This window comes from Acidovorax sp. NO-1, from assembly GCF_000238595.1.
In the GTDB taxonomy this organism is placed as follows: domain Bacteria; phylum Pseudomonadota; class Gammaproteobacteria; order Burkholderiales; family Burkholderiaceae_C; genus Acidovorax.
This window is the reverse complement of record NZ_AGTS01000043.1, coordinates 1-21,095: the sequence shown is the minus strand read 5'-3', so window position 1 is coordinate 21,095 and position 21,095 is coordinate 1. Positions and strand designations below refer to the sequence as shown.

Sequence of the window (21,095 nt, the reverse complement as noted above, 5' to 3'; positions counted from 1 at the left end):
CGTAGTCAACCTGCCCGCCATTGCCCGGTCGGCTGCACCGGGCGAACCGCTGCTGGCGGTGCTCGTCCAGGCGCCTGGTGATGCGTCTGCGCCGGTCGGCATCGCCATCCGCAGCCTGTGCGACTGGCTGCCCGCGCACAGTGCGCGGCGCAGCGGCATGCGCATGGGGGCCATGGGGGAGTTGGGGCTGATCAACGCACAAGGCGCGGTGGAAGACCACGCCAATCTGGTCGTTGTGGACCTGGCACAGATGGCCTATCTGCTGGGCTGAGCTGCAACAACACACCCACACACAATACACACCCCCACCACAGGACTGACCATGACCCCCGCACCCATTCCCGCAGATGAGGACGAGCGCCTGGCCGCCCTGCGCGAACTGCTGCTGCTCGACACGCCGCCCGAGGAGCGCTTTGACCGCCTCGCACGCTTTGCGGCCGAGCAGCTGGAAACGCCCATTGCCCTGCTCACGCTGGTGGACGGGCAGCGCCAGTGGTTCAAGTCACGCATGGGCCTGGAGGCCACGGAAACCCCGCGCGAAATCTCTTTCTGTGGGCATGCCATCCTGAAGAACGAGCTGTTTGTGGTCGAGGATGCCAGCTGCGACCCCCGCTTTTCCGACAACCCGCTGGTGACCGGCGACCCGCACATCCGGTTTTATGCCGGGGCGCCGCTCAGTGCACCCGGCGGGCACCACATCGGCACGCTCTGCGTGATCGACACCGTGCCGCGCACCCTCGGGCCCGTGGAGCGGTCGATTCTGGATGCGCTGCGACAGCTGGCGAACGAGACCCTGGCGGGACAAGAGGGCGAGGAATGAGCGCGATGCTGCCCCGGATCCTGCTGGTCGAACCCCAGTTCGTGCTGCGTCGCACCATGGTCATGGTGGCCCGCGACCTCGGCATGGTGGACTTCCACGAGGCCAGCAGCGTGGGCCGGGCCCGTGCGCTGCTGGCAACCGGCGCGTACGAGGGTTTGGTGCTGGACCTGCAGGAGGGGCCGCAGGCCCTGGAACTGCTCAGCGAGCTCCGGCAGGGCCGGTTTGCCACGCCGCGCGATGCGCGGGTGGTGGCGCTGGCGGGCGGCGGCAGCCCGGTGGACGCCGAACGCCTGCAGGGCCTTGACGTGGTCCGGGTGCTGGACAAGCCGGTGCGCATCAGTGAGCTGCTCGATGCCGTGGTGGGCGTGCAGGAAGAGGGCGCGCCTGCTGCCTGATACGGCCTGCCATGGCCCGTTGGGGGGGCGCCGCAGGGTTCAGCCCGCAGCGATCCGCTGCACGATGAAATCCACCAGCACGCGCACGCGCAGCGGCATGTGCCGGTGGGCAGGGTACAGCAGCGAAAACGGGCGGGAGGCACCGGCATGGGCGGGCAGCACCTCCTGCAAGGCGCCGCTGTGCAGGTCGGCCTCCACAATGAACCGGTAGGTTTGCAGCAGCCCCGCGCCTGCGCGGGCCAGCGTCACGGGGCCCAGGATGTCATCGGCGCAGCGCAGGCGCCCTTGGGTGGGCACCTCCGTATCGCGCCCGGCGGCGTCGCGCAGTATCCAGGGCACCGCCTGGCCGCTGCTGGGCAGCACAAACTGGATGCACTCGTGCGCCGCCAGATCGGCCGTTTCGTGCGGTGTGCCGTGGCGATGCAGATAGTCCGGCGAGGCCACCACCACCAGGGCCGCATCCTCCAGCTTGCGGGCCACCATCCCTGAATCAGGCGGCGTGCGGCCGCGCACGGCCAGGTCAAAGCCTTCTTCGGTGAAGTCCACGTTGCGGTTGCTCAACTGCAGCTCCAGCTCCACGTCGGGGTAGGCCTGCGCAAACGCAGGCAGCAGCGGCAGGATGCGGCAATGCCCGTAGGAGGTGGGCAGGCTGAAGCGAACGAGGCCTGCGGGGGTTTGCTGCTGGCCTGACAGTTCGCGTTCGGCCTCGGTCAGCTGGCCCAGCGCCTGGCGGCATTGCTCGTAGTAGCGCTTGCCTGCGTCGGTCAGCCGCACCTGGCGCGTGGTGCGCTGGAACAGGCGCACGCCCAGGCGCGCCTCCATGCGCGCCACCGATCGGCTCACCGCCGCCGCCGTGAGCCCGGCCGCGTGGGCGGCGGCCGTGAAGCTTTGCCACTGTGCGGTCAGGCAGAACAGCTCGATGCTGCCCAGCTTCAGGTCGTCAAATTGGCGCGCCATGTTCTGTTTATTACTTCATGTAATCAGTGAAATACCTGGCGTCTAGTTTATTGCTGTTTGCATCCTTAATACCATTGCTTCACCTATCCACCACGCCCCAAAGGCAATCCCATGAAGCTGTACTTTTCTCCCGCCGCCTGCTCCCTGTCGCCCCACATCCTGCTGCGCGAATGCGGCCTCACGTTCGACCTGGAGAAGGTCGATACCGAGCGCCACCGCACGGCAGACGGGCGCGATTTTTATGCCATCAACCCCAAAGGCCAGGTGCCCGTGCTGGAGCTGGCGGACGGCGCCCGCCTCACCGAAGGCCCGGTCATTGCGCAGTACATCGCCGACCAGGCCCAGGCCACGCAGCTCATGCCCGCAGCCGGTACGCTGGCGCGCTACCGGGTGATGGAGTGGCAGAACTACGTGAGCACCGAGCTGCATAAGTCCTTCACGCCCCTGTTCCACGCCGGGCTGGACGACAACGCCAAGGCCACGCTGGCAGCCCTGCTGCGCAAGAAGATGGACTGGCTGGACGCGCAGCTGCAGCACGGCCCCTACCTGACGGGCGAGCACTTCACGGCGGCCGATGCCTACCTTTTTGTGGTGCTGGGCTGGGCCAGGTTCGTGAAGCTGGACATCAGCGACCTGGCCCATCTGCAGGCATTTATGCGCCGCGTGGCCGCCCGCCCTGCCGTGCAGGCTGCGATGCGGGCTGAAGGCTTGCTGGGCTGAGACGACTTTTCTTCATCCCAAGGAATAGCCATGCCTTACATCAACATCAAAGTGACCCGTGAAGGTGTCACGGGTGCGCAAAAAGCGGCGCTGATCCAGGGCGCCACCGATCTGCTGGTGCGCGTTCTCAACAAGGAGCCCGCCACCACCTTTGTGGTGATCGACGAGGTCGAGACCGACAACTGGGGCGTGGCCGGTGAAACCGTGACCGTGCGCCGCCAGCGCGCTCGCGCCGCCGCCGACGGGAGCGCGCCATGAGTGACCCGCGCTTCAACGAAGTCGCCGCCGTGCTGCAAGAGTATTTCGACGGCCTGTGCCACAGCGATACACAGCGCCTGCGCCGCGTGTTGCACCCCCAGGCGGTGTATGCCTGCGCCACGGCCGAGCCTGCGGTGATCCTGCGCATGGAGGAATATTTCCCCATCGTGGACCAGCGCCCCTCGCCCGCCAGCCGGGGCGAGACGGTGCAGGAGCGCATCCTGTCCATCGAGTTTGCCGGGCCGGTGACGGCCCTGGCCAAGGTGGAATGCGCCATCCTGCCCAGGCACTTCACCGACCTGCTGACCCTGATCCGCGTGGACGGGCGCTGGCAGATCATTGCCAAGGTGTTCCACTACGAGCTGGCCCCATGAGCGGGTGGCTCGCTCGCAGGCGCATGGGTTATCGAATCGGGATGCTCATTTATTGATAGCTGTTGGCGCTTTACTGATAAGCGCTGACAGCCGATTTGACCAAAATTGCGGTGACCGGCGCGCTGGCGCGGTCGCACGTCAGAGGTTGGTCGCCGCCACCACCTCCGCCATGTCGGTCAGGCCTTGCAGCATCTTTTCAATACCGTCCTGGCGCAGGGTGAGCATGCCGGCCGCCAGTGCCGAGTGGCGGATGTCCGAGGCGGGGGCGCGGTGGCGGATGTGCTGGCGAATGGTCTCGTCGCTCATCATCAGCTCATGGATGCCGAGACGGCCGTGGTAGCCATGGCCCTCGCACTGGGTGCAGCCCCGGTGGCGCCACAGGTGCAGCTCGCCCTGTGCGCTGCCGTAACGCTTGCGCCAGCGGGCAATCTGGGCTTCGCGCGCCTCGGGCGTGTTGGTGGTGCCACTTTCCAGATACTGCGCTGCCAGCCCCGCCAGCGTGTCGGGGTCGGCCACCTGGGGCTCGCGGCAGGCGGTGCACAGGCGGCGCACCAGGCGCTGCGCGAGGATTGCCAGCAGCGAATCCGAAAAATTGAACGGGTCCAGGCCGATCTCGAGCAGCCGCGCAATGCTCTCGGGCGCCGAATTGGTGTGCAGGGTGGACAGCACCAGGTGACCCGTGAGCGAGGCCTCGATGGCGATGCGTGCGGTTTCCTCGTCGCGCATCTCGCCGATCATGATCACGTCCGGGTCGGCGCGCAAAAAGGTGCGCATGGCGGCGGCAAACGTCCAGCCGATGCGCGGGTTCACCTGCACCTGGCGCAGGCCCTCCTGGCTGATTTCGATCGGGTCTTCGGCCGTCCAGATCTTGCGGCCTGCGGTGTTGATGTCGCGCACCACCGAGTGCAGCGTGGTCGTCTTGCCGCAACCCGTGGGGCCGCACACCAGCACCAGGCCATAGCTTTTCTGCACCACGGTGCGCAGCGCCTGCAGGTTGGGCTGGCTCAGGCCGATGTTCTCCAGTGGCAGGGGCTTGGCGCCGGCCAGCAGGCGCAGCACCACGTCCTCCAGCCCGCGCGAGGTGGGCACGGTGACCACGCGCAGCTCCACGGGCGGGCCGCCAAAGCGCGCAAAGTCGATCTTGCCGTCCTGGGGCTTGCGGTGCTCGGAGATGTCCATGCCCGCCATGATCTTGATGCGCGCCACCATGGCGAAGCGGTAGCGCGCAGGCAGCTCCAGGTAGGGCGTGAGGTCACCGTCGATGCGCAGGCGCACGCGCACGTTGCGCGGCGCGGGTTCGGTCTCGATGTGGATGTCGGACGCGCGGTGGGTTATGGCCTCGTTGATCACGGTGTTGATGAGCCGCACCAGCGTGTTGTCCGACTCGCTGATCACGTCGGCCTGCTCCGCATCGGCGTCGGGTGCGGCGGCGCTGAGGTTGCTCAGCAGCTCCTGCGAGGTGGCGCGCGCGCCTGTCGCAGCGGTGTCGCCCGGCTGGGTGCGGTAGGCCTTCTGGATGGCGGGCGCCAGCGTGCCGGGCGCGGCCTGCAAGGGGATCAGCCGCCTTTGCGTCAGAAAGCGGATCTCGTCGATCAGTACCCGGTCCCAGGGGTCGGCCATGAGTAGCACCAGCGCATCGTCGCGCGCGATCAGGGGCAGCACCGACTCGCGCTCGGCCACTGCGCGGGGGATGAGGGCGAGGGCCGACTCCTCGGGCGTGATGTCGCCCGGGTGCACGGTGTACTCGCCCAGCCACGTGGCAATGACGCTGCGCAACTGGTCTTGCGTGAGCGCACCGCGGTCCACCAGGATCTGACCGATGGGCCGCTGCACCCCATCGGCGCGCTCGCGCTGCTGCGCCTGCAGCCCATCCTGCAGCGCAGGAACCGACAGCAAACCCGCATGCACCATGGCCTCACCCAGGTGCCGCGCCTTGCCCACGGTGGGGTGCGGCGTAGACAGCTGCTTCCACAACGCGTCCGCACTCTGCGGGCGAAAGCTGTGGGCGGGTGCGGGGGCGGGCGCAGAGATGGCGGCGTCGGTCATGGGGCGGGCGGATTCACAGGCTCAATTCGTAGTCCACCGTGATGGGTGCGTGGTCCGAGAATTTTTCGCCTTTGTAAATGGATTCAGTGCGTGCCAGCGCCGCCATCGCCGGAGTGGCCAGGTGGTAGATGGTGCCTCATAAAACCCACTAAGTTGTCCTATTGACATCATGAGCTTGATATTACTGACCAAACAAGGTAACTCGTTGAACAGCGTCTAATGGCGGCGAACGAGCTCTATCCTTGTAGATAAGAGGTATAGCCTAGTCATCCGTTCGAAAACGGAGCGGCACAGAAAAAAGGCCCTGTGCCGCGTGGCACAGGGCCGGTGTCAACCGAACCTTTTAAGCGAACAGTTCAAGCTGACCAGGATGCGAGCGAAAGTGTTGGCATACATTTTCCAGCTTGCCGAGGCGAAACCGGGTGTAGGCACGTACAAAGACGCGACGCAGGCGAGAGTGGGCCATAGGCCACCTCCTTCTTGCAATACTACCGAAGAGCATCTTGTTGCCTGCGCCCACCATAGAGAGTAAAATCTACGGCTGACCTGTCAGTCCGGTTGCAGGCTCGCGGATCAACTCCACTAGCCGTACCGCAGAAAGAACCCACCAGACCCTTGCCGGGGCCTTGTGGGTTTTTTCATGCCCACACGGTTAATGCACTTTCCGCAGTAGCACGGATTCTGCCACCAAAAATACTGACGTCAACCCCCCAGGAGGCAAAAAAGACTTTTAATGAGACTTGAAAAAGGTTTTCTCTAAAAGCCTCAGACCTGTGCCGTTGCAAAAGCCTCCCGCCACTGTTACATTCACCACCTCGCATCACCGCTAGGAGCCAGACATGAACGACATCGCGACGGCGCAACCGGCTTTCCCTAAGAAGACCAACAATGGTCGCGGGATCTCATATCCCTTCATTGATCTTGAACAAGCCATCGCTCAGGCAAGAAAATTCTATGCACAGGAGCGCAAGTCCTCTGCTCCGGTCTTATCAGCCTTGAAACATTTTGGCTATTCAGAGTCCAGCAGCGGCGGGCGCCAGACAATCTCTGCGCTGTTGCAGTTTGGACTGCTCGAAGATGAAGGCCGCAAGGACAGCCGAAACGTCAAACTGACGAATCGAGCACTCACGATCCTGCTGGCAGAGGACGACTCTCCCGAACGTGCTGAGGCGCTTCATGCCTGCGCGCGCATGCCCAAAATCTATGCCGAACTGCTCTCCAAGTACGGTGAGGAATTGCCTTCCGACGCCACGCTGACCTATTACCTTCGTAAGGACAAAGATTTCAATCCGAAGACCGTAGATGCCTTCATCAAAGACTTTCGAAAGTCGCTTGCGTTTGCTGGCGGAGCGCTGAAAGCGCCGAGTGGCATGAGCGATGACCATCCAGGCAGCGACGCGCCTCAGGCGGAAGTTGGCGACGTCGTGCAATGGGAGTTGAATGGCGCCCTCCAATTTCCCGCACCTCGCAAGATTGTTGCTAAGCACGAGCACGAAGGACGTTGGTGGGCACAAATCGAAGGAAGTCTGACCGGCGTACCTCTCGATCAGCTCACCGTGGTAATGAAACACAAGGGGACGCCTGCGGCAGCGACGCCCCCGATTTTTTCAGTCCCACCGCTGACGGCTTCGAAGGCAAATCCGCCCTCACCCCTTGTTGCTGCCGTTGGCGAGGAAGAGTGGCTACGTGGCCGGCTCTCCAAAGAGACAAACTACCGGCTCCTAATCGCTGGCGAGATGGGACCGAAGGAGATAGCTCGGTTGATCAAACTACTGGAAGCGCAGAAGCAAGTACTTGATGAAGACGCCGCTGACGAGTTTGCCGCATAGCTTGGTAGCACGGCAACTAATGCGCTGGCTGCCGATTCCAAACAAGAATTTCTCACTTCAACTCTCACTACGGGCCGAGCAGTGTCTGAGCAAAGTTGGTTAACGACGCGTGATTTCTTGGCTTCACGTTGTTGTTGGCCGCATGATTGGTCGCGCCTCGCAGTACAGGAGAGGCATGCTGGTTGCCCTACAAGATCAAATCGTAGTCCACGATTAAGGGCGCATGATCACTAAATTTTTGCCCTTTGTAGATGCTTGCCGACCGCGCCAGCTCAGCTACGCCAGCGGTCGCAATTTGGTAGTCCAGCCTCCATCCAACGTTGTTGACGTATGCCTGACCCCTATTGCTCCACCATGTGTAGCAGGTGTCCGTAGCCTCTGGATGCAGCCTGCGGTATACATCCACGAGGCCGCCTTCGCCAAGAAGCTTGGTCATCCAGGCACGCTCCTCGGGTAGAAAGCCGCTGTTCTTCTGGTTGCTGCGCCAGTTCTTCAAGTCTGCATTCTGGTGGGCAATATTCACATCACCCATCAAGATGAACTCTCTGTTATCACGCAATTCAAGCAGCTTGGGATAGAGCAACGCAAGAAAGCGGAACTTGGCTTGCTGCCGCTCCTCGCCGGATGATCCACTAGGGAAATATGCGCTGATGATGGACAACTTGCGGCCGGGTCTGTCAAAGCGCGCCTCAACCCATCTGCCTTCGTTGTCGAACTCAGCGTCGGCCAAGCCGACGACAACATCCGAAGGCTCTTCATGCATGTAGATGCCCACGCCCGAGTAGCCACGTTTTTGGGCGTAGTGGAACTGGCCGGCCATCTTGCCGATGTGGCAGTGGATGCCCTTTACCTGCTCGTCTTGGGCTTTGACTTCTTGGACACCGATGACGTCCGCATCTTGTTGAGCGACCCATTCAAAAAAGCCTTTTGAGGCTGCGGATCGAATGCCATTCAGGTTGGCAGTAACTACACGGAACATGTTCTGGGCTCTTTGGTGCTGGAACGCGGGAGCGTCCCCAGATTGTGCAATTGTCGCCTCAGCACAGCTCGAAGATGAACGGGTGGTCCGGTCTCTTGGAGCCTTTTAGTCGCAAAGCAAGGCAGCCAAGTTAGGCTGGTCTTCCATCCCACCCTGTACCGCAAGCATCCTCGCGCGCATCGCCGCTTGGTCATAGATTTGTTGAGCGGATGGAAGCGGCTCAGCCGAACTTGACTCGAACCAAACATCCCTCAGGTCGGCAACGTCCGCGAACTGCCGCATAGTCACGGGCACGGCAGGCGTCTCGATAGGCACCACTCCCGCGCGTAACCCCATCCGCATTCCCAAAATGAGCCGCACACATGCCGCCAACTCGCCCGAGCCTTTAAGGTGGTCTGGCGCAATTCCGGCAGCCTTCAACGCCTCCTTATGGACCATTCTTGGACACACGCGATGCAACGCGCCATCGATTCCCATGTATCCGATTCGGTAGGTCCAACCTCTACGATGGCGATGGAAGAGTTGTTCGCCCTCAATGATGAACTCTCCTAGGGCCAATTCCTCGTAGCCACCTACTGGCAGATACGGCCCTGGTATGTCTTCGCCGTGGGAAACGTTGCAGGGCAGGCTTAACGCAGTGCCCGAATCAATGCGCTTGGCCCAGTAGTGGCGGCGCTTATCGGTGGGTTTGATTTGGATGGAGACAGAGTGTGATGTTGATGTTGTCATGTGGTTCCTTTGGTTTAGAAGACCAAAGTAGCAAACGCCCCGCACAAAACGCAAGTGGGGTGCGCGATGCGAACGCTGCCGCACCGCGCGTCCATCACCTTGACATATCGACACTGGGCGGTACCGCCGCACCAGCCTCTTTGAGTGCATGTCCCAAAGGAGCAAGACCACTGCGCCGCGCGCTCTGGACCTGTGCGATGGATTTGCGTGCTTTGGCCAGCACAGCAGCGATAGCTGCCGCGTCTGCCCCTGGCTCCACCTCCTGGGCGCGCGCCAAAGTTGGTGCTGAGGTAGACAGGCTTTCCGGAGCAATTTCCTCATCGGACTTCGGGTCCAGCACAAGACTGCCGGTGAGGTAGTCCACAATTCGCCTGGCATCCTTCGCCGCGCGGAAAATCTCGAACTTGTCGCCACGCAGCTTTTTGAGCCACGCGTCGACGTAGGCTGCATGAGTGTCGATGGGCAAGGCGATTGATAGGGCGCCGCAGGCCAGAGCTGACGAAATTTCCGCTCTGAGCTCTTCTGCTGCATAGGCATCCGTTCCCCAGGCTCCAAACGTTCGATTGAGTCTGTGCGCTGCCCCAGACCAATGGGCAATTTCGTGGAATAAGACCCCGGCTTCGGCCTCTGCCGTCTCAAACGCTCCCTGAGGCATTTGGATGAAGTCCCGCCCAGTTCCCGGCGCGTAGAAGGCCCTATTGCCTCCATACCGGATGTCCGGCTTCAAGCGTTCCACCATCTCTTGCACCGCTTGCAGTGATGTCCACTTCCGCTCGGGTTGCGCGAACGATTCGATGCCCTCGATCTGCGTCGCATGAAAAACGCGGTACTCGGTGAGAAACGGGATTTGACGTCGCTCCTTTCCTCCCGGCTCTGCGCCGCCAGCAGGTTCGCCATCCACTTCCGCCCCTAGCGCGTTGAGCATTTTGAAGAAGTACACCGGAGTGGACTTGCTGCCCTTCTTCACCTTGGCACCCATGTCGCTCGCCTGCTTGAATGTGAACCAGCGGTTGTCGCTGTATCCTTCGGCTTGGGCCAGCATCATCAGCAACAACGCGTTGACCCCGTTGTACTCCCGCGAGGTGGCGCCGTTCATGGGCAGGCCTGCGGAGGCAACCTGCTGCCAAGGACGCTGCCAGGGTGCCGTGCCGGCTTCGATGGCGGCGATGAGCTTGTCGGTGACCTCTTGATAAAGGTCCCTCTTGGCGGGCTTCTTTGCATCAGGCATGGAGCGGTCCTCCCATGTCTGGCGGGTCGGCCTGGCCGGAAAGGTGCAGCGCCACACGCTGCCCGCTGTCGGTCCACACCTCCGCATGGAAGTAACTTGCCTCTCCATCGAGCACTGCCTGCATCTCGGCAATGAGTGCGCATGCCAGCTCGGGCGTCAAGGAAATGGACTGCATAGGGCTGCTCATGCCACACCTCCCGCACCACCGGCCAACGATTCGAGATAGCGCGCCAACGGCTCGTCGTCGTTGACCCTCATGCGCAGACCCAAAGTGGGCGTGCCAATCGATACCTCCACGGGCGATATCGAGGGCGGCAGCTTCCTTGGCCCCAACACATCGGCCAGGGTGGGTACGCTTGGCGTACTGCCCTGGCAACTGCCTTCGTGGATGCAAAAGTACTCCTGCGTCTCCGGGCTCAGCCACTCCACTCGGATGGGTGTGGTGTCCATGGGGCAGAGCACTGCTGCATTGGCCCGGTAGTCAAAGTCTCTGCCCCGCAAGACCGCGCCGCTTTGCATATCGACATCAGTCTCACGCAAGCCGAGGCCGGCGATCAGCATCACGGAAGGTGAGACATCGAACACCAGAGCCGTTGGAACTTGGCCCTTGCTCAACACCACGAAGCACCACCAGCGCTTGCCGCCCTCATTGCATGCGAAGAAGAACTCAACGGGTGGGGCGGGCAGAAACGGGACTGCCAGCACCAACTCGTTGGGAAACCAGCGCAGTACGTCCACCGGTAGGTACACCACATCCATGCCAAAGCACGGGGATACCTGCGGTGCTGCGGCCACGGCCCTCGGAGACTGCGCATTCAACCAAGCGAAGCTGATGGGGTCAGGAATGCGGTGGAAGTGATGGGCCGATGCCCACGCGGGCGCCGAGGCTGGCACCACGACGGGCGCGGCTGCATCCGGTGCGGGGAAAGCGTTCATGGCTTGCATGTCCACTCTCCTTCCGCGCCAGCGGTGAAAGACTCGGGAATGGGCGCACTTTGACGTCTTGGCTGCGGCGGCCGCGCAAATCGGCGTCCGGCCTGTGGCACGGCTGCGGGGCGCAGCTGCCTGAATTCCAGCAGCTGCACGGCACTGCGTGCGTGCGGGCTCCACTGGCCTGGCTCGATGCCTGGCGGCCGCGAGGCGAAGATGGTTGCGATGAGTCGCAACAGAACGGGTATCAGCATGGTTTGTCTCCTTGAAAAATGCCTCCCGAGGCATGCATGACCTCGGGCTGCGGGGTTGATGGGTGCGCAGGGCGAATCGGGCTTGACGGACCAACGGCATGGGCACGTCGGGCGAGCAGCCCAGCGATGGAGAAGTCCCGTGGTGGCGCAGCGCTCGCTGGCGTCCAGATGCGGGCATTGGTTGAGGGCACGGCTTCGGCAGGCACGGCGGAAAGCGTTGTGGAAGCCGTCCGCGCTTCACTTGGCAGGCTCTTCGTGCGCCGCTCTGTCAGCGCCCGCTCGATGGTGCTGGTCAGGTCCACGATCTGCGACTGCACGGCCTTCACTTCGGCTTGCACTTTGGCAAGCACAATCTGGGTGCGTACCCACGCGTTGAACTCGACGCGTGCATCCCACGCTTCGGCATTCGCGTGTGTTCTGCGGCCTTCATGCACGGTTGCTGGTAGGTCAATGCCGCGTTCTTTGTTGCTGCGGTGGTCAATGCGCGCGGCGTGGCCGGCCTCTTCCAGAGCTGCGTTGCAAGCCTTGGCCCAGGCTTCGCGCCAGCGGGCCACCAGCGAGGGATGATTCCAGTCGCGGCGTTTGGCTCCGAAGCCATCGGCTTCGATATCGCTGAGCGTGAGGAGCACATGGACGTGTGGATTCCCTCGCTTCGAATGGATGTTGATATCAGCCACCATGGACAGGCTCACGAACTGCGCCTCCACATACCTGTGAATGAGCGCAACCTGCTGGGTGTGCGTGAGTTCTATGGGAAGGGCGACGACGATCTCACGTGCGAGCTGCGCATTTTTTCGCTTCTGCTCTTCTACTCGCCCCCAGAGCGTCGCGCGACAGAGGGCCCAGGGGGCAGCGCCTTCTGGCGCGAGGATGGCGCGGTGCGACACCTCCTTCTTGCGGGTGAAGTTGAAGACCTGGCCAGTGCGGGAACAGGTCATGCGCAGGCCTGCGCGATACGCAGCCGCTTGCACGGCGTTGGCGCCGTCGCTCCTTGATATCAGCTGTGCTGAGAAATGAAAAATCGCCATCTACGTCTCCCTCTTGCCGGCACAGGCAATGAGGGAGAGGTGATGCGATGGCACTCCCGTGAGGGATGTGCCCTGGCTGTTCGAGGCCCCTGCCAGGCGCAACACAAACGAAAGTTTGTATAGGTGCGCTTGGGGGGCTTGCCTTCCATATTGCTTGACTGCCTGCTACCCAAGGTGACAGATTGATGAAGCCTCTGCAATCAATTACAGGGGTCTAAACGAAAGGGAGACAAAAAATGACCGTTCACACCGAACAAAGTACTGTCCACACCGACGGCACCATGCCGGCCAGCCTCATACGGCTGCGCATGCGAGAGAGCGCGCTGCGACAGCAAGCCGCGCAGTACCAGGCCCGCGCAGAGCACTTGGAAAGGGTTGCGCGCCACCAGGCGCAGCAGTTGGGCCGGCGCATCGACGCACACGAGAAAATCGTGCTGGGCGCACTGGTGAAGAAAGCAGGAATGGCGATGCCAGCGCCTCACACCGACATCGCTCACGACCAGCATGAAAACGACGTCGAGTCGATGTCATCGCGTCGGGGGATTGCCGCCCAATCGGCGGCATATGACCGTGCCCTCATCTTGGGCTCACTGATGTGGCTTACCTCGGCCTTGAATCATCCGGCTAACGATGCCGTTATGGTGCCGGACCGGCAACGTTTGCGCGAGGATGGAGAGCGAGCACTCCGACGCTCGGGCTGATCATCAGACCTAAGCGCCCTGCAACATCCCGCAACGAACGCCGAGCGGCCGGGATTCCGCTAGCAGCGCTCAGCCTACATTGACTGGAACAAGCGTCATTGTGTCATTGCCGAAAATGTCGATCACCTTCACAGCCACGGTGTAACGCCCAGGTCGATCATAGGAATGCGCAGCCGTCATCAACTCCAAGTCGCGGCTCTGCCGGGTGCGGAAGCTCTGCCACTCGTTCTCAAAGATGTAGCCGCCCGTCCAGCGCTCCTCGAACTCGGGCAGCATCAACTCGCCTTGCGGTGGCTCGAAGCCTTCCAGGCTGGCGACGCCACCGAGGCCCGTGCCCACGGGGACCTTGATGATCTCCTTGCGTTGCAGGTAGTCGAAGTCCACTGCCCAGTAGTCCACCCAGTCGGTCCAGTGCTTGGTCAGCCGATCCCGATTCACCACACCGTCCTTGTTCTTGCTGATCTTGTAGAGCTGGCCCTGCTCACAGATCACGTCGCTCTTGCCCTCCTTCAAGGCGGCAATGGCGGCCTCTGCCGCCCCCTGCGTGTAGTACACGGAAAAATCGGACAGCTCGATGCTCACGGCTAGCTTGTTCTTCTTGTCGTAGCGGGGACTGGCCTCCACAAAGCTGATGTCGTGGAAAACCACCTGGCCCTTGTCCACCGCCCGCTTGTCGAACACCTCGGCGGGGATGTACTTCGGGCTGAGTTCGATGCCCTTGCTGCGGGCTTCTTCCAGCACAGCAGGGAACAGGCCCATCTCGAACTCGAAGGCCAAGATGTCCACCCGGGAGGCTCCGCGCTTGCGACACTCGGTGATGACTTCCTCTACGAACAGCCTACCCACAGGCAGGTTGATCGGTCCAATAACCACCAATCGACCGTTGCGGGCGCCGTGGAAAAAGCCATCCTGAGCCGCTCCTTCTGCTCCCAGCGGGCTCGCCTTATAGGCCCGCAAGATCAGGTCGCGGAACTCGCGTTCCTTCTCCGCAAGGGCTGCCGCCCGCTGCTCCGCTGAGAGGCGGCCACCGATGTTTAGATAGGCCTGACGCTCGTAACGGCCCAGGTTCAAGACTTCGAAGGCACGAAAGTCCTTTTCGGCGGCTTTCAGCTCACGCTGTACGCCGATGAGTCGCTTGCGTGTCGTATGGATGCCAAACTTCCCAAGATCGGTCGCAATCCATCGTCGACCCAGCTTTTCAGCTACCGCCGCAGTTGTCCCTGACCCGACGAAGAAGTCCGCCACCAAATCCCCCTTCCTTGTAGCAGACTTGATGATCCGTTGTAGCAGCGCTTCTGGCTTTTGCGTCGGGTATTCGAGTCTCTCGGCGAGTTCGTGGTGCAGCGAATCGATATCGGTCCATGAATCCTCTGGAATCTTTCCCTCGTCTAAGTAGTACCGATAAACCTTGCCGTTCTTGCGGATGTCCTCCCTGTATCGACGACCATCGGAGTCGACATAGCGGTAGTTGTGTGTCGTCGATTCGTTCGTTACGGGCATCCTCACTTCATCCTTGTTGAAGAAGTAGTTGTCCGTCTTAGCAAACCAGAAAATCGTGTCGTGTTTACGCGCGAACGTCGTCGATGAACGCCCCCCGAACTTGTAGGTCCAGATTACGTCGTTGAGGAAGTGCTGACGACCAAAGACCTCGTCAAGGGCCATGCGGATGTATGCGTGTACCCGCCAGTCGCAGTGCACGTAAATGGAGCCGTCTGATGCTAGGAGGTCGCGCATGAGAATCAAGCGCTCGTACATCATCGCGATGAAGCTGTCCGTCCCACGCCCCCAGGTGTCTCGATAGGCGATCTGTTCCAGCAGGTTCGGCTCCTTGTGGAACGTCTCGCCTCCGATTTCGATATCCATCGAGAAGTCGGCCCCCACATCAAACGGCGGGTCGATGTAGATCAGCTTCAAACCGCCCGCATCCTCGATCTGCTGGCGTAGCGGTCCCGCTTTCAGCGACGACAAGATGAGCTTGTTGTCGCCCCAGATCAGCTTGTTGGACCACCCCTTCGTCTGCCGTCCACGGCTGTCGAAAAGGTCGCCCTGCGTCTTGGTCTCCTTGCGTGGCTCGTCGATGTGTTCCAACGACTGAAACGGCAGCACTGTCGTACACACGTCGCGGGTCTTACCGTTCCAAACCAACTCGACTTCCCGCTTGTCCTCGAACAGGATGAAGCGGTACTTCTCGGGCAGGGCCTTGCCCTGTTGGATCAGGTTGAATAGGTCGCGTTGCTCGGCCTCGCTGAGGTCGTAGGTCTTCTTGTCTGGACGTGCCATCGGTCAGGCCCTCTTTTCTTGATCTTGGTATTCACGGAAGGAACTCACCAGCCCTGCAAAGGTGTTGGGCTCGTGCTGCTCGAAGCTCTCTTGATCGACATACACGAAACCGTACTTCGTGCCGCCTTCGTTCTTGCTGGCCTCGGTGGCGTCTTGGCACCACTGGCTCAGGCGGCGCATCTTCTGTGGCACGTCCAGCTCCTCGCGGCCCTTGGTCTCGACGATCCAGACGCCCCCGTCCTTGGTGCGAACAATGAAGTCGGGCGTGTAGGTGGACAACTCGCCGCTGGCCTTCACGTAGTCAATCTTGAAGCCCACGGCCATGTAGTTCTTGCCGAAGGCCTGCACATCATCGGCACCTTCTAAAAACGCCGCAAAAGCCAGCTCCAAGCCGTCCGCAGAGCCCTCGCCCACGATGCGGTTGAACACCGATTTTTTGGCCTGCAAGAAGCCTCGTGGCTGGGTGCGGAACGGTCGCGTGTCTCGCAGCTTGATGGTGCCCTCGATGCGGGACGTGCCCGTCTCGCGGATCGTCAAGCCGTTGATGGCGGTGCGGAAGCTGTCGAAGATGACTTTGCTGACCTCGGCCTCGGACAGGTTCCGCAACACCACGGGGCTTTCAAGATCGACGGCCTGGTCAAACAGGTGGTCGCGGATGAAGACCTTGACCTTGGGGTACAGCAGTTCATAGCCGCCCACCAGCCGCAGCTCTTTCAAGAGCTGACGGGCAAAGAAGGCCACCACGGAACGGAAGTCCGCCACGCCGCTGGTGTCGAGCTGGATGGTGTGGTCCACCTCCGCGTCCAGCATGGTCTTGAAGACGATCTCGCGGGTCTCCTCGGGTGTGAACGGCTTGATAGGCAAGGGTTTATTGCCCAGTGCTGACGGGTCCAGCTCGCCCAAGTCCTTGAACTCGCGATTGAAACGGCGGGTCAGCCTGGGCAGGGCGATATCCAACTCGTCGATGTTCTTCGTGGTGGTGTCCTTCTCGACCTCTACCACCAATGAGTCCTGGCGTTCCTTGCCCCCGCTGCCGCCCATTGGCACCCGCTCGAAGTTCACGCCCTCGCTCTGGATGGACTCCACAAAGTCCATGAAGGCGGGCGTGCCCATCACGGACACGGTTTCCCGCTGCTCGCTGCCGAAGTACATGCGACGCAGGCCACGGCCCAGGGTCTGCTCGGGCAGGATGTTGCTCTTGGCTGAATAGGCACGCAGCCCGACGATGACGCTGACGTTGCGAACGTCCCAGCCTTCTTTGAGCATCAGCACCGACACGATGGCCTTGTAGGGCGACTTCCACGTGTCGATCTCGTTGGACTGCTTGCGAAGCTTTTCCAATTCTTCCTTGCTCTTGCCGCTGGAAGCCTCGGAGATTTCACCGTTGGCTTTGGTGTGGATGACCAGCACCGCACCCTGCAACTCAGGGCAAACCTTTTCAAGGTACGAGCCAACCTCATCGCAGTTCTTGGTATCGTCCACCATAACGAAGAGCACGGCCTTCTTGCCCAGTTTCTCATGCTCGGAATAGCTCTTTCGCCACTCCTCGACGCCTAGGGTGAGATAGTCGGCGTATTTCTCGCTGACGATGGGGCTATTGTGCTCGGAGAGCTTGGCTCGACTTACCGCATCGGGCAGCACGGGGTGCTTGACGACGTTTTGAGCGATGGCCTCCACCAGCGGATAGTCGCTGACGGTCTGAACGAAGATGGCCCCGTTGTTGGCCTTGGGCGTTGCCGACACGTCGATCTGGATGGACAGCCGCAAGTCCTTTTGCAGCATTCGGTGGTGGATGTCTTGGATGCACTTGAACCACGCCATGCGGGGGTCGTGAATGTGGTGAGCTTCGTCGTTGAAAACGGCCAGCTCGTCGATCTCGCGGATCAGCTCACCCAGGTCGGTGTTGCTGTCCGTGGTCTTGCCCACGGGCTTCTCGCCAAAGGGAGAGAGGAAGTAGTCCCGCAGGTCGTCGTCGTCCAGTGAGGGCTCGGGTACTTCACCCAGGTAGACGCGGTGGATGTTGGTCAGGAACAGGTTGCCCGTGGGTCGAACCACCCGCACGTCGTCCTGGATATGCAGGGCGATCTGAAAATCATCTCGCCAGTTGCGGCCCGCGTGCCCGTTGTCGGGCAGCACAGGGTCGTTGAAGAAGATGCGAAGACCATCGAAGTCGGCCCGCAGGCGGTCCAGAACGATGATGTTCGGGGCGATCAGCAGGAAGTTGCGTGAGAGCGTGGAGTCGGGCTCATAGAGCTTGTGGAAGTAGCTCCACGCCATCAGCAGCGACAGCACCTTGGTCTTGCCCGCACCCGTGGCCATCTTGACCACGAAGCGGGGCCACTCCTCGTCGAACATGTTGCTCGACACGGCTCCCGATGCGTCGAACCGCAGCAGGTCGTACTTGTCGCGGGCCTTGCGAACGTCGTGCAGCCAGATGACTGACTCGACCGCCTCACGCTGGGCAAAGTAGTAGCGGAACTCGGTTTGCGTCCCGTCTGCCTGCCCGATCAAGTGGTGGGTCTCGAACCACCACTGCAACAGGGCCTTGGACGTTTCCGAGGCCCCCAAATAGCCTGATGCACGCCAAGCCTGCACCTCCTCCCGCACCTTAGCAACGAGGGGCGGCAGCAGTTTCTCGTAGGCTGTCTCCCGCATCTCCTCTGCTGCGGGGAACCAGCGTATCGCCGGGTCCAACAGCTCGTACGGCGATGAAGGAAAATTCACGTGTAGCGCCATCGAGACCCTCCCTGTTCTGTGCAACTTTTTCCCAGCAAGAATGCCTCGCTGGATTGATGCGTTCGATGATACGTTGAGGGCAGGGGCGCTAGCGCGGGGTGTGCTACTTTATGGCTCCTCGACGAGTCCGTCTGGCAATGAGAAACTGTCGCTAGCGCGGGAAACGTATTCCACAGGGTCGCGTAAATAGTCGTTGATGGCGTTTCTGAACACCAACCATTCAGACTCATCCAGGTCCGACCGCACCAGATTTAGTTCAGGCATCAACTCGCACGCACGTGCCACTAACTGGGTCACTCGATGGTCCTCAGTGTCGGGGCACCATTGAGCCAAAGCCAACGCGTGCAAGATCAGTTTGGATGGTGGCTCATCAATAGGAAAATCATCCACCAGCCCGTCATCGAACGAGAGGGCCCGGCCATACCAATAGCAGGTGGCCTCCTCGAAATCTGAACGGATGCATGCTGGGCCGTCTTCCCGATGAAGCAAGCCGTGGTAGTACCACAGCTGGACGTACTTAGTTTGGACTGCTACGCCATCGGCGCAGTGCCGTCGGCCCCTGTGCCAGTACTCCATACAGAAGCTCTCCGCATCTCCATGGTTCACGATTGCTGCCCCACGTTCGCGATGGATTACTCCGTCAACGCAATAGACCTCAGAGCTTGGAGCCAGGTACAGCGAATCGCCATCGTCGCCCCTGATCGCCGATCCCAAAGTCAGTTCGACTGCGTTTGAATCGCCAATGTACAAAGCGGGCCTATCCCCATCCTTGTGAACTCGTCCATGCCTCCAATACTCAGAAGAGTCTACGAAGCGGAGAGCGACCCCATCATCGCAGTGAAGCCGCTCATCGAGGTCGCGCTTGGCGTAAACCGGCTTGTTCTCCCCCCGCCAGGGTTCTGCCTCAAAGTATCGAAGAGGAGGAGGCAGTGGAAGCATCTCTTTTGTATTCGATGGGCGGTAGATGTTTTTGGTGTTCTTTGCCATATCAAGCAACCTTTTTACTGTCAGCATCGGGTTCGACCTCGTTCCCAAAAATGGTCCAGCCCGTTCGATCAGTCCGGCTGAACAACTCAATGCGACTGACGTCTGGGTACAGGGTTTCCAAACGCTGGTGCACTACGACGGGCTTGGCACTATGCTTCCCCACTCGCGCCTTGAAAACCGATGGAGCACGCGCCTTCGTGTCGGCGATGAGCACGCCAGCTCCTCGGGTACCGACCAAGAGCAGCTCGTGGTGCATCGTTGCCGTCCCCCCGCCACAATTGAGCCGAGGGCCTGTCTTGTGCCAGACCCAGTTCGTTAGGAACTTGAAGCCCCACCCTTCCATGAGTTCAAGCCCCCTGGACAGCAAGGGCGCGGGGCACCACATGAAAAGCATTGAGTCCTTTGCAGCGATGCCTTCGACGTCAAGTTGCGAGCGCATGGCATCAACACTCATGACTGGGTAGTGGGTGTGGGGGATCATGCGACTCGCGGCCCGGTCATACGCCATGTCGTAATCCCATGGTGGATCAGCCAGGATGATTGAGTAAAGGCTGCCGGTTGGAAGGGCGACGTTCTTCGCGCTAATGGCGGCCTGCTTCACAAGCCTCAGATGCCGCGCTTCCTTCCCCAATCGCTCCTTCACAACGGCAGCCTCTCTTAAAGCCTTGCGCTCGGCTTCGGTCGTCTTGGCGCGCAGACCTGTCTTGCCGGTTTCCATTGTCACTACGGCCGCGTTCAAACTCATGGTGCCGTCGTGTACAGCGTCGAGGAGGGCTTTGTTTCCTCCTTCGAGTAGCTGACCGGCTTGATACACGGCCTCACGTCCCACACCAAACAGCTTTGCCGCTTCCACTTGGGTCAACGCGGGGCCAGCTTGCTTGGAAGCTTTCGTCTGCCCGGGCTTGCGGGTGGCAAGCCGAGCTGCGAGCAGAGCCTTTTGGCCCGTGCTCAGGCTACGTCGATTGATGTTCGCAGCAAACGCCATAGACCGCGCCTCTTCATAGCTGCACTTCACTTCCTCGAAAAGGGGCTGGATGCCCAGATCGGCGCATGCTTTGAGGCGGTGGCGTCCATCAAGAACGCGTCCCTGCCATACCAACAGTGGTTGCAGTTGCCCATTGCGAAGAATGCTCTCTTTTAGAGAGTTGAAATCATCGTGCTCCATGGGCGGAAACTCTTGGCAGCACGGGTCCAGCACGAGCTTTGGCGCTGGCTGAGCGCGCTTGACCGGCCTGGTGGACTTCGCGTTGGCGGGGGGTGTTTTTTGTGCCGAGACGGCACGCTTTTGGCCGGATACGGCCTGGGAAATCTGCTTCATATTCGCTCCGAAAAAGGTGAACCGATCTAGGCCAAACCTATGGCCGAGACATACCTACGAAGCGAGCGATATCGAGTGGGGAAGGAGAAATTGATACGCCCGCTTAAAGCGAACGTATGACTGCGGACGTGGTCCGCGAGACAGTCAGATTGAAGACAGAAAAGAGTGAAAAACTCATGCCTCAAATGTAAGCTGCCGGGGGCTGCATGTCAAGATGTGAAACGCTCCCGCGCAGGAGCAACGCTTCGATTCGTGAACAATTTCACGGTTTTCCTAGGTTCAATGAGCTGCCTGAATTCAGGCAGCTGGTCGTGCCGATATAGGTCCTTTCCTGTACGCCAACGATAGACAAGGCAGATCGCTGCCTGGTCTCTTTTTGATGGAGATTTGATATCACATTCTTCTTTTGGCTAGGAGTGTTTCAGCACCCAACATCCATCGTCTCAGCAATGGGGGCGATGCTCGGCGCCTTCCTAGGCGACAGGGCATCGCCCCTACCACCATGGAAAGTCTTGATACTTTCCTA

At 60.9% G+C, this 21,095-nt stretch carries 20 protein-coding genes and 2 pseudogenes; 8 read left to right on the top strand and 14 right to left on the bottom strand.

Annotated features, from left to right (window positions below; all coding sequences use genetic code 11):
- The 3 genes and pseudogenes from KYG_RS04135 to KYG_RS04125 all read left to right on the top strand — a co-directional run.
- Positions 1-271, top strand: a pseudogene (locus tag KYG_RS04135) (chemotaxis protein CheW); the annotation flags it as partial.
- Between the two features lie 51 nt (positions 272-322).
- Entirely contained in the window at positions 323-820 is a 498-nt protein-coding gene (locus tag KYG_RS04130) for a GAF domain-containing protein (protein WP_008903575.1), read from the top strand.
- On the top strand, positions 817-1,215 hold the full coding sequence (locus KYG_RS04125) for a response regulator (protein WP_139019290.1): 399 nt from the start codon (positions 817-819) through the stop codon (positions 1,213-1,215). The genes KYG_RS04130 and KYG_RS04125 overlap by 4 nt, the downstream gene beginning before the upstream one ends.
- A gap of 39 nt (positions 1,216-1,254) precedes the next feature.
- Here the strand turns inward: KYG_RS04125 and KYG_RS04120 are convergent, their stop codons facing one another.
- Complete coding sequence (locus KYG_RS04120) at positions 1,255-2,172, bottom strand: LysR family transcriptional regulator (protein WP_008903573.1); 918 nt, start codon at positions 2,170-2,172, stop codon at positions 1,255-1,257.
- A gap of 111 nt (positions 2,173-2,283) precedes the next feature.
- Here KYG_RS04120 and gstA point away from each other — a divergent pair, with 111 nt between their 5' ends.
- Genes gstA through KYG_RS04105 form a run of 3 tightly spaced genes read left to right on the top strand, consistent with a single transcriptional unit; the run spans position 2,284 to position 3,524 of the window.
- A complete protein-coding gene (gene gstA / locus KYG_RS04115) occupies positions 2,284-2,892 on the top strand; it encodes a glutathione transferase GstA (protein ID WP_008903572.1) in 609 nt (202 codons plus the stop codon).
- 30 nt (positions 2,893-2,922) lie between these two features.
- Positions 2,923-3,150 carry a 4-oxalocrotonate tautomerase family protein gene (locus tag KYG_RS04110; RefSeq protein WP_008903571.1) on the top strand — a complete coding sequence of 76 codons (228 nt, stop codon included), beginning with the start codon at positions 2,923-2,925 and terminating at the stop codon, positions 3,148-3,150.
- On the top strand, positions 3,147-3,524 hold the full coding sequence (locus KYG_RS04105) for a nuclear transport factor 2 family protein (protein ID WP_008903570.1): 378 nt from the start codon (positions 3,147-3,149) through the stop codon (positions 3,522-3,524). The genes KYG_RS04110 and KYG_RS04105 overlap by 4 nt, the downstream gene beginning before the upstream one ends.
- A gap of 138 nt (positions 3,525-3,662) precedes the next feature.
- Here KYG_RS04105 and KYG_RS04100 read toward each other — a convergent pair whose 3' ends face one another.
- Positions 3,663-5,570 carry a GspE/PulE family protein gene (locus KYG_RS04100; protein WP_008903569.1) on the bottom strand — a complete coding sequence of 636 codons (1,908 nt, stop codon included), beginning with the start codon at positions 5,568-5,570 and terminating at the stop codon, positions 3,663-3,665.
- 13 nt (positions 5,571-5,583) lie between these two features.
- A pseudogene (locus KYG_RS25010) lies at positions 5,584-5,697 on the bottom strand (exodeoxyribonuclease III); the annotation flags it as partial.
- 712 nt (positions 5,698-6,409) lie between these two features.
- Here KYG_RS25010 and KYG_RS04095 point away from each other — a divergent pair.
- Positions 6,410-7,399, top strand: coding sequence for a hypothetical protein (locus KYG_RS04095; protein WP_008903567.1), 990 nt, complete (start codon positions 6,410-6,412; stop codon positions 7,397-7,399).
- A gap of 187 nt (positions 7,400-7,586) precedes the next feature.
- Here the strand turns inward: KYG_RS04095 and KYG_RS04090 are convergent, their stop codons facing one another.
- From KYG_RS04090 to mobQ, 7 genes are all read right to left on the bottom strand, one after another.
- Positions 7,587-8,378: an exodeoxyribonuclease III gene (locus KYG_RS04090; protein WP_008903566.1), complete on the bottom strand. Its 792-nt coding sequence runs from the start codon at positions 8,376-8,378 to the stop codon at positions 7,587-7,589.
- Positions 8,379-8,483: 105 nt separating this feature from the next.
- Positions 8,484-9,107, bottom strand: a complete 624-nt coding sequence (locus KYG_RS04085) for a hypothetical protein (protein ID WP_008903565.1) — start codon at positions 9,105-9,107, stop codon at positions 8,484-8,486.
- 94 nt (positions 9,108-9,201) lie between these two features.
- Complete coding sequence (locus tag KYG_RS04080; protein WP_008903564.1) at positions 9,202-10,335, bottom strand: ArdC family protein; 1,134 nt, start codon at positions 10,333-10,335, stop codon at positions 9,202-9,204.
- On the bottom strand, positions 10,328-10,510 hold the full coding sequence (locus KYG_RS24645) for a hypothetical protein (RefSeq protein ID WP_008903563.1): 183 nt from the start codon (positions 10,508-10,510) through the stop codon (positions 10,328-10,330). The genes KYG_RS04080 and KYG_RS24645 overlap by 8 nt, the downstream gene beginning before the upstream one ends.
- A gap of 8 nt (positions 10,511-10,518) precedes the next feature.
- Complete coding sequence (locus KYG_RS04070) at positions 10,519-11,280, bottom strand: hypothetical protein (RefSeq protein WP_008903562.1); 762 nt, start codon at positions 11,278-11,280, stop codon at positions 10,519-10,521.
- Entirely contained in the window at positions 11,268-11,519 is a 252-nt protein-coding gene (locus tag KYG_RS24240) for a hypothetical protein (RefSeq protein ID WP_139019289.1), read from the bottom strand. The genes KYG_RS04070 and KYG_RS24240 overlap by 13 nt, the downstream gene beginning before the upstream one ends.
- Positions 11,513-12,547 (bottom strand): MobQ family relaxase, encoded by a 1,035-nt coding sequence (gene mobQ / locus KYG_RS04065; RefSeq protein ID WP_008903561.1) that lies wholly within the window; start codon positions 12,545-12,547, stop codon positions 11,513-11,515. The genes KYG_RS24240 and mobQ overlap by 7 nt, the downstream gene beginning before the upstream one ends.
- A gap of 236 nt (positions 12,548-12,783) precedes the next feature.
- On the opposite strand from mobQ, the gene KYG_RS04060 reads away from it, so the two are divergent.
- Positions 12,784-13,248, top strand: a complete 465-nt coding sequence (locus KYG_RS04060; protein WP_008903560.1) for a conjugal transfer protein TraD — start codon at positions 12,784-12,786, stop codon at positions 13,246-13,248.
- Between the two features lie 69 nt (positions 13,249-13,317).
- On the opposite strand, the gene KYG_RS04055 is transcribed toward KYG_RS04060, so the two are convergent.
- The 4 genes from KYG_RS04055 to KYG_RS04040 form a co-directional block, all read right to left on the bottom strand.
- A complete protein-coding gene (locus KYG_RS04055) occupies positions 13,318-15,528 on the bottom strand; it encodes a DNA methyltransferase (protein WP_008903559.1) in 2,211 nt (736 codons plus the stop codon).
- A 3-nt stretch (positions 15,529-15,531) separates the two neighbouring features.
- The gene (locus KYG_RS04050) at positions 15,532-18,264 is read right to left on the bottom strand and encodes a DEAD/DEAH box helicase family protein (RefSeq protein WP_034693063.1); all 2,733 of its coding nucleotides are present in this window, start codon (positions 18,262-18,264) and stop codon (positions 15,532-15,534) included.
- Between the two features lie 108 nt (positions 18,265-18,372).
- Entirely contained in the window at positions 18,373-19,251 is an 879-nt protein-coding gene (locus tag KYG_RS04045; protein WP_008903557.1) for a hypothetical protein, read from the bottom strand.
- A 1-nt stretch (position 19,252) separates the two neighbouring features.
- Positions 19,253-20,569, bottom strand: coding sequence for an MT-A70 family methyltransferase (locus tag KYG_RS04040; protein ID WP_008903556.1), 1,317 nt, complete (start codon positions 20,567-20,569; stop codon positions 19,253-19,255).
- Between the last annotated feature and the right edge of the window lie 526 nt (positions 20,570-21,095).